This window comes from Bradyrhizobium sp. USDA 241 (assembly GCF_049739505.1).
In the GTDB taxonomy this organism is placed as follows: Bacteria; Pseudomonadota; Alphaproteobacteria; order Rhizobiales; family Xanthobacteraceae; genus Bradyrhizobium; species Bradyrhizobium liaoningense.
On record NZ_JBMGPZ010000006.1, the window covers coordinates 1 to 17,432 of the forward strand.

General features: G+C 60.8%; 10 protein-coding genes and 8 pseudogenes. 15 read left to right on the forward strand and 3 right to left on the reverse strand.

The window, feature by feature from the left end; all coding sequences use genetic code 11:
- Positions 1-458, forward strand: a pseudogene (locus ABIF91_RS43550) (IS110 family transposase); the annotation flags it as partial.
- A gap of 22 nt (positions 459-480) precedes the next feature.
- Here the strand turns inward: ABIF91_RS43550 and ABIF91_RS43555 are convergent.
- Entirely contained in the window at positions 481-3,717 is a 3,237-nt protein-coding gene (locus tag ABIF91_RS43555) for a Ulp1 family isopeptidase (protein ID WP_244430240.1), read from the reverse strand.
- Between the two features lie 456 nt (positions 3,718-4,173).
- Here ABIF91_RS43555 and ABIF91_RS43560 point away from each other — a divergent pair.
- The 9 genes and pseudogenes from ABIF91_RS43560 to ABIF91_RS43600 form a co-directional block, all read left to right on the forward strand.
- Positions 4,174-4,320: pseudogene (locus ABIF91_RS43560) on the forward strand (IS110 family transposase); the annotation flags it as partial.
- A gap of 97 nt (positions 4,321-4,417) precedes the next feature.
- A pseudogene (locus tag ABIF91_RS43565) lies at positions 4,418-4,657 on the forward strand (transposase); the annotation flags it as partial.
- A gap of 175 nt (positions 4,658-4,832) precedes the next feature.
- Positions 4,833-6,374, forward strand: a complete 1,542-nt coding sequence (istA, locus tag ABIF91_RS43570) for an IS21-like element ISFK1 family transposase (RefSeq protein WP_424578820.1) — start codon at positions 4,833-4,835, stop codon at positions 6,372-6,374.
- An 18-nt stretch (positions 6,375-6,392) separates the two neighbouring features.
- On the forward strand, positions 6,393-7,154 hold the full coding sequence (gene istB / locus ABIF91_RS43575; RefSeq protein ID WP_011090937.1) for an IS21-like element ISFK1 family helper ATPase IstB: 762 nt from the start codon (positions 6,393-6,395) through the stop codon (positions 7,152-7,154).
- A gap of 87 nt (positions 7,155-7,241) precedes the next feature.
- A pseudogene (locus tag ABIF91_RS43580) lies at positions 7,242-8,146 on the forward strand (IS3-like element ISRj2 family transposase); the annotation flags it as partial.
- 344 nt (positions 8,147-8,490) lie between these two features.
- Positions 8,491-9,834 (forward strand): IS1380-like element ISBdi2 family transposase, encoded by a 1,344-nt coding sequence (locus ABIF91_RS43585; protein ID WP_284277757.1) that lies wholly within the window; start codon positions 8,491-8,493, stop codon positions 9,832-9,834.
- A gap of 170 nt (positions 9,835-10,004) precedes the next feature.
- A pseudogene (locus tag ABIF91_RS43590) lies at positions 10,005-10,244 on the forward strand (hypothetical protein); the annotation flags it as partial.
- Positions 10,245-10,486: 242 nt separating this feature from the next.
- On the forward strand, positions 10,487-10,870 hold the full coding sequence (locus ABIF91_RS43595) for a type II toxin-antitoxin system RelE/ParE family toxin (protein WP_244430985.1): 384 nt from the start codon (positions 10,487-10,489) through the stop codon (positions 10,868-10,870).
- Complete coding sequence (locus tag ABIF91_RS43600) at positions 10,867-11,187, forward strand: helix-turn-helix domain-containing protein (protein WP_028181696.1); 321 nt, start codon at positions 10,867-10,869, stop codon at positions 11,185-11,187. The genes ABIF91_RS43595 and ABIF91_RS43600 overlap by 4 nt, the downstream gene beginning before the upstream one ends.
- 231 nt (positions 11,188-11,418) lie before the next feature.
- Here ABIF91_RS43600 and ABIF91_RS43605 read toward each other — a convergent pair.
- A pseudogene (locus ABIF91_RS43605) lies at positions 11,419-12,161 on the reverse strand (IS6 family transposase).
- 48 nt (positions 12,162-12,209) lie between these two features.
- On the opposite strand from ABIF91_RS43605, the pseudogene ABIF91_RS43610 reads away from it, so the two are divergent.
- The 3 genes and pseudogenes from ABIF91_RS43610 to ABIF91_RS43620 all read left to right on the forward strand — a co-directional run.
- Positions 12,210-12,414 (forward strand): annotated as a pseudogene (locus tag ABIF91_RS43610) (IS3 family transposase); the annotation flags it as partial.
- A gap of 231 nt (positions 12,415-12,645) precedes the next feature.
- Positions 12,646-13,284 carry a hypothetical protein gene (locus tag ABIF91_RS43615; RefSeq protein ID WP_035680285.1) on the forward strand — a complete coding sequence of 213 codons (639 nt, stop codon included), beginning with the start codon at positions 12,646-12,648 and terminating at the stop codon, positions 13,282-13,284.
- A gap of 1,121 nt (positions 13,285-14,405) precedes the next feature.
- Positions 14,406-14,663: a short-chain fatty acyl-CoA regulator family protein gene (locus ABIF91_RS43620; protein ID WP_225006026.1), complete on the forward strand. Its 258-nt coding sequence runs from the start codon at positions 14,406-14,408 to the stop codon at positions 14,661-14,663.
- Here the strand turns inward: ABIF91_RS43620 and ABIF91_RS43625 are convergent.
- A complete protein-coding gene (locus tag ABIF91_RS43625; protein ID WP_424579890.1) occupies positions 14,603-15,127 on the reverse strand; it encodes a hypothetical protein in 525 nt (174 codons plus the stop codon). The genes ABIF91_RS43620 and ABIF91_RS43625 overlap by 61 nt on opposite strands.
- Before the next feature lie 175 nt (positions 15,128-15,302).
- On the opposite strand from ABIF91_RS43625, the pseudogene ABIF91_RS43630 reads away from it, so the two are divergent.
- Both ABIF91_RS43630 and ABIF91_RS43635 read left to right on the forward strand, forming a co-directional pair.
- A pseudogene (locus ABIF91_RS43630) lies at positions 15,303-16,297 on the forward strand (IS630 family transposase).
- Between the two features lie 42 nt (positions 16,298-16,339).
- Positions 16,340-17,404 carry an IS630-like element ISRj1 family transposase gene (locus tag ABIF91_RS43635; protein ID WP_026192128.1) on the forward strand — a complete coding sequence of 355 codons (1,065 nt, stop codon included), beginning with the start codon at positions 16,340-16,342 and terminating at the stop codon, positions 17,402-17,404.
- Positions 17,405-17,432 lie beyond the last annotated feature (28 nt).

Below are 17,432 nucleotides of genomic sequence, written 5' to 3' on the forward strand. Positions count from 1 at the left end.
TTGCGGGGCCAGCTCTCTTCGAGCTTCTCGATGCCCGGGGATTTAACGTGTTTCTTGTCAACGCGCGCGATGCCAAGCACGTGCCGGGGCGCAAGACCGATGTCAGCGATGCGCAATGGCTGCAGCGGCTCCATTCATTCGGGTTGCTGCGGGCCAGCTTTCGGCCCAAAGGGCAGATTGCCGAGCTGCGAGCCTACGTGCGTCAGCGCGAGCGTCTGCTGGAGTACGCGGCCTCACACATCCAGCATATGCAGAAGGCCTTGACGGAGATGAATCTTCAGCTCCACCACGTCGTCGCCGACATCACCGGCGCGACCGGCCTGCGTATCATACGCGCGATCCTTGCCGGCGAGCGCGATCCCGAGGCGCTGGCGTGCTTGCGCCACTACAGTTGCCACTCCAGTGCCGAGACGATCGCGAAGGCGCTCACCGGGAGCTACCGCGCCGAGCATCTGTTTGTTAGGAGCAGTTGACCCCTTATCAGCCCCTCAGTCGGGTTTGCAGTGCCGGCCGACTGACGCTGAGGTTGCTAAGGTTCTGCAGGCCTCGCTGGCCTGCCACCAACCCCCTAACCAGCGCTCGCGTGCCGTCCACGACAAAGACGCCGCAATCCCAGCCGTTCTGCTGCTGGGCCATGCCGGCTTGCACCGAGTCGCCGGGGAGGCCCAGCCTTCCTGCCAGATGGTCTGCAGACGTCTCGTTGAATCCCCAGAAGGAATCGTAGTGATAGGCAATCGGCGAGTTCCGGTCGCGACGATCAACGAACAGCAGCGACCAATGATTCCCTTGGCAACGAGGATCTGTAGGATCGGCGTCGTTCACTGGCAGGAACAGGAAGTCGGCTGTATCATTACCGTTGTCATCATAGACGATGCGCTGCAATGCGAGTTCCACGACGGTATCGTTGGGAGAGCGCAGCAGATTATGGGCCACAGTAGGATCCACCAACCGCGTCCGGGCGGCGATATCCAGGGTGGGGATATCCAGAGGGTGCCTCAGCAAATCCTGCTCCAGAAGCTGGTAATCCCTGAGGATATGCTCGTCGCCCAGCCATTGCTCGTCGTCGAGCACCAGCCCGCGGGACGAGGCTGTCGGATTCAACGCCACGATCTGAGCATCGGCGGATGTGCTCGGAAACACCGGCACAGAAACAGCATCGTCGCGCAATGGGGACAGTGTGGGCGCAGTCAGATCAATGAATGGATCAAGAGCACCATAGTTGTCTGAGCGAGCCCTGGCAGAGGGCGCTGGCGCAAAGTGAGCATCGTCGCGCAAGTCGGACGGCGTGAACGTAGTCAGATCAACCAATGATTCAAGACCGCCGTAGATGTCTGACGGAGCCCTGCCGGTTGATGGTGAGGCCGGTTCTTGCATCTGCCGCCGCGACAACTCCTCGCACGCCAAAGCTTCATCGTCCGAGGAGGCTGGCACCGGAGAAAGCCCCTGCGGCGAACCGGGCTGTCGATCGCCCTGGTGATGACCCGGTACTGTCCCGGCAAACAGCGGCCGAAAGTCAGGCGTCGGGACGAGGTCGTCACGCAACTCGAACGGATTCGGATGAACCATTGCCTCAATCCGGCCCTCCTGCCGGCTCGGCAGGAGATTGCGCCCGGTCATCTCGTCCAAGGCGCCTTGGTGATTGTGCGGCCAGTTAAGGGGATGGACGGCCTCTCTGGAATCCGGTGCCTGGGGATGGCTCGCGCTTGTCTCGCGAGACGGCGGTGAGGCGGCCTCGTCCGCGCCCCCCCAAAGCAGATCCTGATCGTAATTTTCCGCTGGAATGACCACTGGCGAACTGACAGCTTCCTGCGGAGCACTGTGCTGCGCGGCGGCGTCCCATGGCCGTGCGCCCACCTGGTGGATGGGGGCCTGCATCAGCACGCGGCCGCCTGAATTGCCGTTTCCGATCAGCATCCCCTGAATTGCGACCTCTTGCGGATTATCTAGAGTCCTGGGCCTCTTCGCTGGTCTCAGTTCCGCTGTGCCATGCTCATCGTTAATGAGAACCTCCTCGCTTGGCAGGAAGTTGCTCCACTCAAGCGCCCCCATCAGCTCGTGCGCGGCCTGTTGGAGGTCGCGGTGTCCGCTCAAGTCAGGAAAGGACTCTGCGGGCTCCGGCGCATGGTCGTCGCGCACGCTTGGCTCGAGAGCCGACAAGGGGCCGGATTGATGATCCCGCGGTCCCTGAATCTCCTCCGGAAGCTCTTGTTCCGGTGGCAGAAGCTCTGGATCGTCAGCCATGATCGGCGGCTCGTCGGCCTCATCATCCAACAGCTGCCGAAGCTCCTCGGGATCGACGTCTACCATCGGCGACTGGGTAGCCTCACCTGCGCCCTGCTGAGAGCCGCCTGCGCCCGAAGCCCCCTCCACCGAGGGGCCTGAAGCCTTCGCCTGACGATACTCACGAAGCGCTTTCAGCCCGCCGTCCAAGACCATTTTCCACCCGACGTTGCGAAACAATCTGTCCGCGTTGACACGTAGGGCTACGTGATCGAGTGCAGAAAGCGAATCGCCGTCAAGCCCTAGCTCTCGGGAGAATTTGCGAAGCGCCCAATCGTAACTCTGGGCGGTAGTCGAACTCAACTTGTTGCTCTCAAGGGCGTGGCTTATGGCGCCCTTAATGAGCCCTTCGTCACCATCGGCAGGAGGAAGCGGTGGGCGCCCACCAATAGATGAAGCGCCCGGAGCGTTGGGGGCACGATGTTCTCTAAGCGCCCCCACCGCGGCCCGCATAAGTTTATCACCCTTGAAGATTTCTTTAGCATGGGCGAGCAAGAAAGCGTCGCTACTCCCGTCAAGCGATAGACCGCGCTCCCCGAGATCATTCGCCAACCTGTTAAGATTGCGCGTATAACCGTTAGCCACCGCGTCTTTCAGCTTCCGACTTGCAATAACGCCCTGAGCCACCTCCCTGATAAGCTCCCGGTCGCACCCAGACACATGGGGATAGACGGTGGATGCTTTTTGGCGCTTGCGCACGGGAGCTGGACGGGGAACGCGCCCCGTCGACCGCCAGGTCCGGAGATGGTCTAGTGCCAATATGAGATCACTGTTTCCGTTGTGCTGGAACACATCACCGCCATCGGTCAGCGAATTGTTGTCTAGCCGAGCAACAATGCCCGTCTTGTTATTTACGCAGAGCCAGCGGCCAAAGCTAAGAAGAGGACCTACAATCCTCTGGACGAAGGATTCGGCGAGCTTGCCCTCGATGAGGGCCTCCCTAAACCCCAAAACAACGAGAGCATCCTTGGAATAAAGAGGCTGTTTCCTTTTTGTGCCCGCTATTGAAACCAGAGTTAACTGAGCCGGCTGCGGGGCCGAGGCGCCAGGCATTGCTCCACCACCTCCAACTGAATTGGCGACCTCGCTCAGCTGCCGCTCAATGGCAACGGCTTGCGGATAGTCTGGGGTCCTCGGCCTGTTCGTTGGTCTCAACTCAGCTGTGTCATGCCCATCTTTGATGAGAACCTTCTCGCTTGGCAGAAGGTTGCTCCCGGCGAGTGCACCTATCGGTTCGTCCGGGGACTGCTGGCCGTCGCTAGACACATTGGGAGTGTTCCCCCGGTCCGGCATCGCGGTATCGGCCTGGCGCGCCTCGTGCAATTGCTGCTCAAAGGCCTCTTGCCCGGCTTGGCCCGCCTGCTGCTCCTGCAACAGGTCGTGCTGCACCTGCGACGAAGCTGTTACGTTGGTTGGGTCATAATTGTGTCGGTCCACGCTAGCCTCGCATCTACAGAATCATCTAAGCAGGTATCTTACTCGGTTACGCGGCGGAACGGCGCATGGCAGCGGCAATCAGGATTGTCGCGCCATATCCCTCCGCAAAATCCCTCAGTTTGTCTCGCAGGCCCTGACGGCGAACACCGCAGGGGCTCCTCTTGGTGGCGGACCGAGTAGACGCAGCACCATTGTGTTGAGGTTCTGCACAATGGCGGCGAGATGAAACTCGTCGCGGGCGCCGAAGGCGCATTCGCCAGGCTGACCTTCAGGTGTGCAGCTCACAGACGCCAAATGTACGGCCGTGGCAAAATCGATCTGCTTCAAGCCGGACTAATCGGCGCAGAATAAACGTAGCTGCACCAAAACTGATGGTGTGGAACGGCCCTTCGAACCGGCCTTGAGGAGGTCTACTGTGGTGACGCCAATCGCCACACGAGAGAAGGAACCGTTCCCATGGAGAAGATTATCACAATCGGACTAGATCTGGCCAAGTCGGTCTTTCAAGTCCACGCCATCACCGAAGGCGGGCACGTCGCTGCCCGGCGCGCCTTGCGGCGATCACAGGTGCTGGAATTCTTTAGCAGCATCGAGCCCTGCCTTCGTCGGTATAGAGCTGGCCCCGCAAATTCGGACAGTAGCTTGAGTGGATTTTCTGCCTGACAGCGGCGAGGATTCTTGCTGCGAATCAGGAGCGAAGATGACGAAGAAGAGCCGCCGGACGCATTCTCCGGCATTCAAGGCGAAGGTTGCTTTGGCTGCGGTCAAAGGCGACAAGACACTGGCGGAGCTGGCGCAACTGTTTGATGTTCATCCGAACCAGATCACGATCTGGAAAAACCAGCTCCTGGAAGGCGCCGCCGGCGTGTTTGGGCATGACAAGACATCGGCCGAGACGCCGGTCGATTTGAAGGCGTTACATGCCAAGATCGGCGAGCTGGCTGCGCGTTTCGCGGGATCGTGAGCGCGGATTTCAGGGGATCGTGAGCAGAGATTTCAGACGATCGTGAGCAACGATTTCGCGGGATCGTGAGCAAGGCTTTCGGAGCCTTGCAGCGCTTCGGCCGACAACTCAACCGGCTTAGGGATGACCTCGTGGTTAACGAGGAAGTCCAATGCCTACCCAGAGATTGTCGATGCGCCGGATCAAGGAAGTCCTTCGGTTAAAACATTTTCAAGGCCTGCCAGAGCGGGCCATCGCGCGGAGCGTGGGCGTCAGCAACGGCGTTGTGCACAGCTACCTGAGCCGCGCCCGCTCTGCTGGGTTGAGCTGGCCGCTTCCGGAGGGAATGACCGATGAAGACCTGGAGCTTTTGCTTTTCCCGGCCCCACGACCAGCGTCTCAGAGCCCGCAGCGGCCGGTGCCCGACTGGAGCTACATCGATAAAGAGCTCCGCCGGCGCAACGTAACCCGTCGCCTGCTCTGGGAGGAGTATCGCGCCGTTAATCCCGACGGTTTCGGGTACACGTGGTTCTGCACTACCTACGAGGCCTGGAAGGGGCGGGTCCGACCTTCGATGCGGCAGATTCATCTGGGCGGCGAGAAGGTGTTCGTGGATTTCGCCGGCGACACCATCGACATCGTCGATCCCCTGACCGGGGAAGTGCAGCCGATGAAGCTGTTCGTCGCGGCGATGGGCGCTTCGAACTACACCTACGCCGAGGCCTGCCCCAGCGAGAGCTTGGCCGACTGGATCCGGGCCCACGTCAACTTGTTCACGTTTTTGAGCGGAACGCCGACGTTCGTGGTCTGCGACAACCTCAAAGCCGCCGTCAGCAACCCCGACCGCTACGATCCCGGCCTCAATCGCACTTATGCCGAGATGGCGAGCCATTACGGCACGGCCATTCTCGCCGCACGGCCGCGGCGCCCAAAAGACAAGGCGAAGGTCGAGGTCGCGGTGCAAATCGCCCAGCGCTGGATTCTGGCCCGGCTGCGCAATCAGCGCTTCTTTTCCCGGGCCGAGCTCAACGCCGCCATCAAGACACTCGTCGACGAACTCAATGCTCGTCAAATGCGTGGCTTCGGCTCAAGCCGCGCCGAACTGTTTGCCGAACTCGACAAACCCAAGCTAACCCCGCTGCCAGATCAGCCTTATGCCTTCGCACGCTGGAAGCGCTGCCGCCTCGCTCCCGATTATCATGTCGAGGTCGACGGCCATTGGTACTCCGCGCCGTATCGTCTGATTGGCGAGCTGGTCGATGCCCGTATCGACGATCGGACGGTCGAGATCTTCCACAAGGGCCAGCGGATCGCCAGCCATGCCCGCGCGCCCAACCGACGCGGACACACCACCATCGCCGACCACATGCCCAGCGCCCATCGCCGCTACGGCAAATGGACCCCCGCCGCGGTGATCGCCGCCGGCGAGCGGATCGGTCCTTCGACAGCAGCGTTTTTCCAGGCCGTGATCGACGCCCGCCCCCATCCAGAACAAGGCTTTCGAACCTGCCTTGGCATTCTGGCGCTCGTCAAAAGCTACGGCGCCGAACGCCTCGACGCAGCCTGCCAGAGGGGCATCCTCATCAAGGCGCGCTCCGTCGCCTCGATTAGATCGATCCTCCAGAACGGCCTCGATCGCACGTTCTTCGACGAATCTTTCGAGCACCAGCCCCTGCGCCACGGCAACATCCGCGGACGCGACTACTTCCACTGAAGCAAGGAGAGACCCGGCATGCTTAACCACCCAACCCACGAACGGCTGATCGAGCTTGGCCTGACCGGAATGGCCAAGGCCTTCGAGGAGCAGCGCCGATCGCCCGATCTCGAAGCCCTGCCGTTCGAAGATCGCATCGGCCTGTTGGTCGACCGCGAAGCCGCCGAACGCGACACCAGGCGGCTCACCACGCGCCTCAAGATCGCCGCACTGCGCCAGACTGCTTGCGTCGAGGACGTCGATCTGCGCACCCCGCGGGGCATCGACCGCGCCGTTTTCGCCAAACTCGTCGAAGGTCGCTGGATCGATCGCCACGAGAATTTGCTCGTCACCGGGGCAACCGGCCTGGGCAAAAGTTGGTTAGCCTGCGCGCTCGGCCACAAGGCCTGCCGCGACAACCGATCAGTCCTCTATCATCGCGTTCCAAGGCTGTTCGAGGCGCTCGCGCTCGCGCGCGGAGACGGACGCTACGCCCGGCTCCTCAAAAGCCTCGGCCGCGCTCAGCTTCTGATTTTGGATGATTGGGGACTATCGGTGCTCACCGCCGCGGAACGCCGCGATCTGCTCGAAATCCTCGAGGACCGCCATGGCCGCGCATCCACCATCGTCACAAGTCAGCTTCCCGTGGACACCTGGCATGGAGCCATTGGGGACCCCACGGTCGCCGACGCCATTCTCGATCGCCTCGTCCACAACGCCCACCGCCTCCAGCTCACCGGAGAAAGCATGCGAAAACGCAGCGCCAAAACCATCACCCTTGACGGCCAACCAGAACACTGACTCTATCTCCCATCGGCCGTAGCGGGCTGCTCACGATCGTCTGAATTCAGTGCTCACGATCGCGCGAAATCGATGCTCACGATCCGTGAAATCCGCAAGCTGGCGTTGGAAAACGATTTTTTGTCCGGCGCGCTCACCAAGGCGGGCCTGCTGAGCGCAAAGCGATGATCGACCGCGATCATGATCTTTCTATCGTGCGCCAGGCGAAGGTCCTGAAGCTGGCTCGCAGCACGGTCTACTATGAACCTCGGCCAGTTTCGGCCGAGGACCTTGCCTTGATGCGTCGGCTCGATGAGCTGCATCTCGATTATCCCTTCGCGGGAGCGCGTATGCTGCGATCGTTGCTGCGGCGGGAGGGCGTATACGCCGGTCGCCGCCACATCGCGACGCTGATGAAGCGCATGGGGATCGAGGCGGTCTATCGTCGCCCGAACACGAGCAAGCCGGCTCCGGGTCACAAGATCTACCCGTACCTGTTGCGCGGATTGAAGATCGAGCGGCCCGACCATGCGTGGGCAATGGACATCACCTACATTCCGATGCGGCGTGGCTTCGTCTATCTCGCGGCGGTCGTCGATGTGTTCAGCCGACGGGTCCTGGCCCATCGCGTCTCGATCACAATGGAGGCGGCCTTCTGCGTCGAAGCGGTCCAGGAGGCGTTGGCGAAGCACGGCAGGCCCGAGATTTTCAACACGGATCAGGGCAGCCAGTTCACCAGCCTCGAGTTCACCGATGTGCTGCTGGACGCGAAGATCGCCATCAGCATGGACGGCAAGGGCGCCTGGCGCGACAACGTGTTTGTCGAGCGGCTCTGGCGCACGGTCAAATACGAAGAAGTTTATCTCCGCGCCTACGACAGCGTGTCCGAGGCGCGAGCGTCAATTGCCAAGTATCTGGCCTTCTACAATCAGGGACGCCCTCACTCGAGCCTTGACGGGCGCACGCCCGACGAGGCTTACTTCGGCACGCAAGCTATGGTGATGGCCGCATGACCGTCGCCGACGGTTTTGTCGTCGCTCTGGTCGGGCTACGCCCTCCCGACGCAACGACAAAACCGTAAAGCCCCTCGTTCAGCATAACCCGGCAGGAATCCACTTAAATCCAGCAGGGCGCTGTCCAAACAACCGGGGCCAGCTCTCTTTGGACGCGGCACGACCGCGACTCCGCGTTTCGGCACAGAAATGATCGGGAGTCACTCAATCTTTCTTCAACTTAACCCGTCTTATTCGTAAGAGTGCGCCTGAGGGCTGGCGAGCGTGGTGTAAAGCGCTGATGCGGCGTAGGATTCGGTTGCGAAGCCACCCCATCACCTTCAACCGCGAACGCCACGCCCGCCATGACCGATGATACGATTCCGCCCTTCTCGTTTCCAGCCGTTCACGCCAAGAAAGTCACAGCTGCCTTCGATGGTGGGCGCCTGACCTCGAACGGGGGCGTGATGCTTCTGGCGATGGCCGAGCGGCGTCTCGGTTTGGCCGACAATCTGGCCCGGGCGTTCCCGGATCGGCGCGATCCGACGCGGGTCGTGCACAGCCTGGTCGATATGTTCCGCGCGCGCATGTTCGCGATCTGCTGCGGCTACGAGGACGCCGACGACCTCGATCATCTGCGGTCCGATCCGGCATTCAAGCTGGCCTGCGGTCGCCTACCGGACACGGGCCGGGATTTGTGTTCCCAGCCGACGCTGTCGCGGCTGGAGAATGCTCCGCGCCTGCGCGACGTGATCCGACTGACCTACATTTTGGTCGACGCATGGATGGATAGCTACCCCCACGAGCCGGCATCCGTCACGCTCGACATCGATGATACCTGCGACGTCGTCCACGGCCGTCAGCAGCTCTCGCTGTTCAACGCTCATTATGATGAACGCTGCTTTCTGCCGATCCACGTCTACGACACGGAGAAGAGCCGGCCCGTGGCGGTCGTGCTGCGGCCCGGCAAGACGCCGGGCGGCGTCGAGGTGCGTGCCCATCTGCGCCGCCTGGTACGGCATATCCGCACGCGATGGCACAACACGCAAATTACGTTCCGTGGCGACGGGCACTATGCCCGGCCGGAGGCCATGGCGTGGTGCGAGACCAACGGCATCGACTACATCTTCGGTCTGTCCGGCACCAAGCCTCTCGCCAGAAAAGTCGACGAGGTCGCCGACGACATCCGCACCCGACGCGCCATCGAGAACCTGCCGGTTCTGCGTGGCTATACCGAGACCCGCCACAAGGCAAAGTCCTGGGATCGCGAACGGCGCACTGTCGCCCGTATTGAGGCGACGATGCTCGGCCTCGACATCCGTTTCGTCGTCACCAGCCTCGATGTCGGCTCGGCCGAGTGGATCTACGACAGCCTGTATTGCGCGCGCGGCCAAGCCGAGAATCTGATCAAGCTGCATAAGACACAGCTCGCCTCCGACCGCACCAGCTGCCGTTCGGCGCTCGCCAACCAGGTCCGTCTCGTGCTCCATACGGCCGCTTATTGGCTGATGCTGACCGTGCGCGACGCCATTCCCAAAGCCCGGGAATTGGCCACTGCCGAGTTCGCGAGGCTGCGTCTTCGGCTCTTGAAACTCGCTGCCCGTGTGGTCGAGACCACGAGCCGCATTCGCCTTGCGTTCGCCGCGGCATGTCCCGAAGCCGACCTGATCCGCGGCTTGCCCGGCGCGCTGCTGCCGCTCAGTCCTTGACCGGCGGGGCGTCCGCCCCCCGTTCGCCCAACCTATCCCTCAAGCGCGTTGCAAAGTACAGGTGGTCAGGCGGTGAAAAGCCGAAGGCAATCCTGTGCGCCTCGTCAGACAAGATGTGCGGCCGCATCAATCGGGCCAAAAAGCCGCACTCTCACGAATAGGACGGGCTAGGGGCCCCCTACACCTACGTGACGACAAAAGCGTTCCTGTCGCACTTCGGCCTGCAGACGCTGCGCGATCTTCCGGACATGGAGATGCTCGAGGAGGCCGGCCTGCTCAGCAAGGACAAAATGCTGGCGGGAGAGTTTCCTGTGCTGGCGTCGGACGAGGCCGACCAACTCGAGGCGGACCGACGAAGACAGCGACGTGGCTTGATCGCCCCGAGACGAACTCTTGAACAATTGCAGTGACCGCGTAACGAGCGGTCACCACCGGGCGTGCCGATCTCCGGCAGTTCGCCATGAAGGCGCGTGCGACGGTCCACCTCGCCAGATCTCGGCGAACTTTGCCCAAAGCGGATCATCGGAAAGAAAAGGCGAACTTCAGGACGGCAATATCTTTGGAATGACTGCGTCAATGACGAGCGGAGAATTGTACTCGGCGGAAAACCTTTGGCAGGGACACGCTCAGCAGTAAAAGGGATCAGGATTCCTTGACTTACGTTGTCAAATATGACAACATTCCCCATATGCCGGAACTGGTACGCACGATCTCGTGGCTAAAAGCCGCGAGGAAAGACTTTGAGGAATTCCCGCGCGAGGTCCAGCTCGACATGCTGACAGCCTTGACGGTTGCTGCGCGTGGCGGAAAGGCCGACATCGCCAAGCCATTCAAGGGCGTGGGCTCGGGCGTGTTCGAGATTGCCTTAAAGCACCGTGGCGACGCTTTCAGGGCGATCTACGCGGTCCAGATCGGCGATGACTTATGGGTGGTAGATGCGTTCCAGAAGAAATCCAAGAGCGGGATCAAGACACCGCAGATGGACGTGGACCGGATCAAGGAACGCATCAAACGACTGAAGGAGGCTTTGCGATGAAAAAGAACGGCGTTGAATTGGTGCGCGGCAGCGGCAATGTCTTCCGTGACTTTGGCTATCCCGACGCGGATATTCATCAAGCCAAGGCCATTCTTGCGGCGAAGATCATTGGCGTCCTGGACAAGCAGGAGATCAGCGTGCGGAAGGCGCATGATCTCACCGGTTTTGCGGCGGCCGATTTCTCGCGTGTACGCAAGGCTAATCTCGATCGCTTCACGCTCGATCGCCTCATCGCCATGCTTGTGAAGCTCAACCGGGATGTCGAAGTCAGGATCGAAGTGAAACCGAGGCGCCAGAGGCTTCTCGTGCCGGCGTGACCTTATGGCTGGCATCGGATGATGAGCCGAACATCTTCTTGTTTAAGCCAGGCGCGTCCTCGACCAAGGAACAATCAGGTCAGCAAGGACAAAGTGCTGGCCCGGGGAGTTTCCGGATCCCTTGCCGGGACATGACGATGACCAGGATAATGACTAAGGAGCTGGGGATCGGACAGCTCACTTCCGAACAGACTGTGACGGGGGAAACCCTCCGCCTTCGGCATCGTCAACTTAATCAACCTCTGAGCCGAAGGGATTCGGCGAAGCGCTTGTCGTGGAGATCTCTCGCCAAGTCGCAAAGGCTCGCTCGCGCGAAGCACGACGGAAAGTCGGCGGTGACGGCTCCGGGATAGGGGATGTGGAAAAGGTTCGCGACCTGATCGTGAACTGACAGAAACCGTTGAGCCTGATGGGACGATTTGAAACGCTTCATGATCCGCTCGCGGCGCCGCGTCGGTTGATGAGAATTCTCGGCCCGATTGTTGAGAGCTTTGTGCTGGCGATGTTCGACGTGAAAGCCCATCGTCGCCCTCGCAGCGCCGTACGAACGGAGCTTATCCGTGATCATCACGCGCGGCGGCGTGCCGGCGGATTTCAAGAGCTTCTTCATGAGCCGCTGCGCAGCGCGCGAGTCTCTTCGGCGCTGGATCAAGACGTCGAGAACTGAGCCATTCTGGTCGACCGCGCGGCAGAGCCAATGTTGTTCGCCCGTGATCGAGATAACGACCTCGCCCAGATGCCATTTGCCACCGCGAGCGGGAGCGCGCTGGCGAATCCGATCGGAGAACGCCTTGCCGAATCTCCGTCCCCACTGGGCGCACGGTTTCATAGGTCACGCCAATGCCACGCGCCGCCAGCATTTCCTCGACCATGCGCAAGCTTAAGGGAAACCCGAAATACAACCAAACGGCATAGCTGATCACTTCCGGTGGGAAGCGATGGCGACGATAAAGAGGGTCCCGGGCGGTGGGCATGCCCGTCGTCTACCCCTCGGCCGCTCCAATTCGTTAACTTGACGGTGCCTCTCCGAGCTCTGTCGGCGCGAGGGCATTGCCGCCTCGATGTATTACGGCTGGTCCAAGGAGTTCCTCGAGGCCAGCAAGCGCCTCCTGGCGGGCGATACGGCGCGAGCTGCGACCTCCGGCGAGGTGAAGGATCTCCGCCGGGAGGCCGCCGCCCTGGGCCGTAGCCGATCTGACCCTGGAAAACCGTCTGCTCAAAAAACGTATGGCCCCGCCCCGTCTGCAAGGGGTCTGATTCGGTTAAAGGAGATCGTGGTCGACTGGGCTGCCCTGGTCACCAATATCAAGCCGAAACGCGAACATCCGACTTTTCGCGTGCGCCTGGCGCTCGGCTTTGCCACCTCATTAAGCTGCAATGCGACATCATAATGCATTCACGCATCTGTCACGGACTCGGCTTATGGCTTCGACATCGTCAAATGACCGAGGATTGATCATGAGCCCTTTGTCAGACATGCTGCGAAGCCTGCGGTGGGATGACTACCGTTACTATCACCGGAGCAGAGTTAATCAGACGCTGCATTTGATCAGCGCTTTCATCTTCCTCGGTTGCTATGCGCTCTTGTTCAAGGACCCGGCAATGGCCGGCCTCGTTGGCTGGCTTGCGATGCTGACGCGGCAGACCGGACATTTCTTCTTCGAGCCGAACGGCTACGATAACGTGAACAAAGTCAGCAACGAGTACAAGGAGGCGGTCAAGGTAGGCTACAACCAGACGCGCAAGATTGTGCTCTTGATAATCTGGGGCCTGGCGCCGTTCGCACTCTACGTCTTCCCGGCGTTTGGCATGTTCGATCCGCCTGTCGGGCGGCTTGACTTCATCCGGCAAGTCGGCACGGTATGGCTCGTTATAGGCATTGGCGGCGGCCTCTTTCGGATGATCCAGCTCTTCGTCACCCGTGACGGCCAGACCGGGCTGGTATGGGTCTTCAAAGTCCTGACGGATCCCCTCCACAACGTCGCGCTGTACTACAAATCGCCGCTCGCGCTGTTGCGCGGCGAGCTGATCGACACATCGATCGCGGACGCCGGCTGGGGCGGTGACGAGGCCGAAAAGGCTCCGCATCTCACCTGAGCGACGCACGTTGAGCGTGTGCTCACCAGATGCCCGCTTGACAAGCGTATCCTTCGGCTGGAATGGTCCGCGCCTGATCTTCACTAAGGACCCCAAGGCGGTGAGCTTTGCGTGGTCGCATCCGCAACGATGATGGGCGCCATGTCCGACGCCGCTGAATAATGAATAGCTGGATCAGAAGGTTTTCGAGAAGGCCGCGCCGGCAAAGTGCGGCCTTCTTGCGTTGCTGGCATTTTCTCGCGGAAGCCAACGAGTTGGGGGATGTCCCGCTCGATGTTGAAGCTGGCAGAGCCGGAGTTCCCGATAATACCACGGAGGGCGGTCTCCGTGCGAGCTATAAAGAGAAGCTGATCGACTCCGCTTATCAATTACAGCGTCATGCGGGCGTGGGCCTGATTCGGCATGCAAGAGAACGATCGGGCGAAGGCACGGTCTGCGATAGCGGCAGGCCGACCACGTTTAGCGAACGAACAGGCTGGGCGGTGCGAATGCCGCTCAGCTACGGGACCGCGGCCTCGTCAGCTTCTCGAAAGCAGGTGAGACCCGCAATGGACTGCAGGGCAGGGTAGCGCGTGCACAAGGCCGAAAAGCCTCGAAAAGACCAATGATGTCGATTAGGGTATTTGGTGTGATTGATCGCCACTTTCGGAAAACTCCTTCCGCTCCGCCCAGTATGTTCGCGGTTCGCGATCGGCGAATAACCGGAACCCGACGCCGGCCAAGCGTCAGCCGTTAGATCACGGCGAAGCCCTCGCTACCCACAAACGGAAGGGCCGCAGATTGCTCTGCGGCCCACCGGATCAAAATATGCTTGTCGGTACTGAAATGGGCAGACCGGCTCTGCCCGCCAGCATTAGCACCGAAGAGGCCCTTCTTCTCCCCGGGCGATTACGGATGGTCACGGGAGGCTCCGTGTCCGGAAAGACATTCGCTGGAGAGAAATTCCTTTCCGATGCTAACGGAGCGGCAAACCGCGAGCGGCGGCGGGATAGCTCTTCCGGTAGTGCGAAGCGCTCGCACCCAAGGCGGCCGAAGCACAAGAACCAGCAACCCGAACGGCTGGCGGAGTGAGGAGGTCTGGCTTTTCCGGGGCGAAGGCCTCGCTATCCATGCGGCAGAAAATGCTCTTTTGCGGACCGCGGGGCTCGGCTGAACCTCCGCGAAAGACCTTTGCTATCGCACTCGGGTGCGACCTCCACCACGCCGGTCGATTGGTCTATTCGGACGGCATGGACCTCAGTAACCCCGCGGCGGCGACTCCGATCGGACGCGGCTGCCGGATCTGCGAACGACCTGCCTGCCGCAGCGGGCATTCCCCTCAGCCGGACGTGCCCTGCAAGTCGACGAAAACCGCAGCGCCTTTGCGCCCTACGCTGTGAGTTGACCGCAGCAATGTGCCGCGGAGACTGTGAACGTCTCCGGAAGCCTTTGTTACAATGACGTCGAGCGATTCCAACCCGAAGCCGCTATCTCGCAGTTTTGCATTCTTCAAACGGCGTCTCATTGACGTTCGGGCCCACGGCAGAGCTGACCCTCGGATCGCGGCGAAGAGCGATCGAGGCGCGGCGGCGTGTGGCCGGTTTGCTTCGGCGCCGCCGGTCAAGACGTCGACCCAGGGCGAAGCGATCTGCACACCATCGCGCCGCACGCCATCGACGAGCTTTCCGATCTTCTTGCCGCGGTCGATGCTGCGCTGGATGCCTTTCGACAGGAACGGCTGCATCCGCGTGTCGTTGAAGAAATCCTTGGGGTTACGTCGCACGAGCGCCGCCGCTGGACCAAGGACGGACGCCTTCCTCAATCCGGGTCCGGATCGTTCCGCCGTGGCCGGCAATCGATCCACTTCGCGCTCCATCCGGCCACAAAAATCGCGGCGCTAGTACCCACTTTTCTTAGATCGTGAGTCGTGATTCAAGGTCGGGATGATACCCGAAGCAAGAGAAGTCCACCTTTCGAGGAAAGATCGCAAGGTGCTTGAGGCGTGTTATCGCTCTCCGGTGACGTTGCAGCGCGATTTGATGCGGGCGCGGATAGTTCTGTTGGCGGCGGATGGGCGCAGTACCCGGTCGATCGCCAAGGAAGTCGGGGTCCAGCCGCGGATTGTCAGCCTTTGGCGGCATCGCTATGCCGACCATGGCCTTGAAGGGCTGCAAGACAAGCCGCGGCCGGGCAAGCAGCCGATCTATACGAAGACGACCGACAAGCGGATTCTGAAGCTGTTGGATAAGCCGCCGCCGCACGGGTTTGCGCGCTGGACCGGTCCTCTGCTGGCCGAGGCGCTGGACGATGTTGACGTCCAATATGTCTGGCGGTTCCTGCGCAGCCACAAGATTGACCTCGCAGCTCGCAAGTCCTGGTGCGAAGGCAACGACCCGAACTTTACGGCCAAAGCCTTTACGGCCAAAGCCGCCGATGTCGTTGGCCTTTACGTCGCCCCGCCGGCGAAGGCTATGTGCTATGCGTGGACGAGAAGCCTTCGATCCAGGCTTTGGAGCGAGCGCAAGGTTATCTGACGTTGCCCAGTGGCCGCGCCTTGACCGGCCAGAGCCACGATTACAAGCGGCATGGCACCACAACATTGTTTGCGGCGCTCGAAGTCGCCACCGGAAAGATCATCGCAACGCATTCAAAACGCCGTCGCCGCGTCGAGTTTCTCGATTTCATGGACAGCCTCACCGCGGCCTTTCCGAACCGCCAGCTTCACGTCATCCTCGACAACCTCAACACCCACAAGAAGAACGAGGACTGGCTTAAGGCCCACCCCAACGTGCAATTTCATTTCACGCCGACAAGTGCGTCCTGGCTCAATCAGGTCGAGGTATGGTTTTCGATCCTGCAGGGGCAGTCGCTTAGCGGCATCTCCTTTACAGCCTCAAGCAGCTTCAGGAACACATCGACGCCTACGTCAACGCGTACAACGACAAAGCCGAGCCCTTCGTCTGGACCAAGAAAAAGGTCCGTCAACGCCGCTTCAAAGGCCGCCGTATCACTCAGCTCTGATTCCGGGTACTAGTACCCACTTTTCTTGGAACGTGAGTCGTGATTCAAGGTCGGGATGATACCCGAAGCAAGAGAAGTCCACCTTTCGAGGAAAGATCGCAAGGTGCTTGAGGCGTGCTGTCGCTCACCGGTGACGTTGCAGCGCGATTTGAAGCGGGCGCGGATAGTTCTGTTGGCGGCGGATGGGCGCAGCACCCGGTCGATCGCCAAGGAAGTTGGGGTCCAGCCGCGGATTGTCAGCCTTTGGCGGCATCGCTATGCCGACCATGGCCTTGAAGGGCTGCAAGACAAGCCGCGGCCTGGCAAGCAGCCGATCTATACGAAGACGACCGACAAGCGGATTCTGAAGCTGCTGGATAAGCCGCCACCGCAAGGGTTTGCGCGCTGGACCGGCCCCCTGCTGGCCGAGGCGCTGGGCGATGTCGATGTCCAATATGTCTGGCGGTTCCTGCGCAGCCACAAGATTGACCTGGTGGCTCGCAAGTCCTGGTGCGAGAGCAACGACCCGAACTTTACGGCCAAAGCCGCCGATGTTGTCGGCCTCTATGTCGCGCCGCCGGCGAAGGCCATTGTGCTGTGCGTGGACGAGAAGCCCTCGATCCAGGCTTTGGAGCGAGCGCAGGGTTATCTGAAGTTGCCCAATGGCCGCGCCTTGACCGGCCAAAGCCACGATTACAAGCGGCATGGCACCACAACATTGTTTGCGGCGCTCGAAGTCGCCACCGGAAAGATCATCGCGACCCATTCAAAACGCCGGCGCCGCGTCGAGTTTCTCGATTTCATGAACAGCGTCACCGCGGCTTTTCCGAACCGCAAGCTTCACGTCATCCTCGACAACCTCAACACCCATAAAAAGAACGAGGACTGGCTCAAGGCCCACCCCAACGTGCAATTTCATTTCACGCCGACAAGTGCGTCATGGCTCAATCAGGTCGAAGTATGGTTTTCCATCTTGCAGGGGCAGTCGCTCAGCGGCACCTCCTTCACGAGCCTCAAGCAGCTTCAGGAACACATCGATGCCTACGTCAACGCATACAACGACAGAGCCGAGCCCTTCGTCTGGACCAAGAAAAAGGTCCGTCAACGCCGTTTCAAAGGCCGCCGTATCACTCAGCTCTGATTCCGGGTACTAGCTAGGCAGCCCGAGA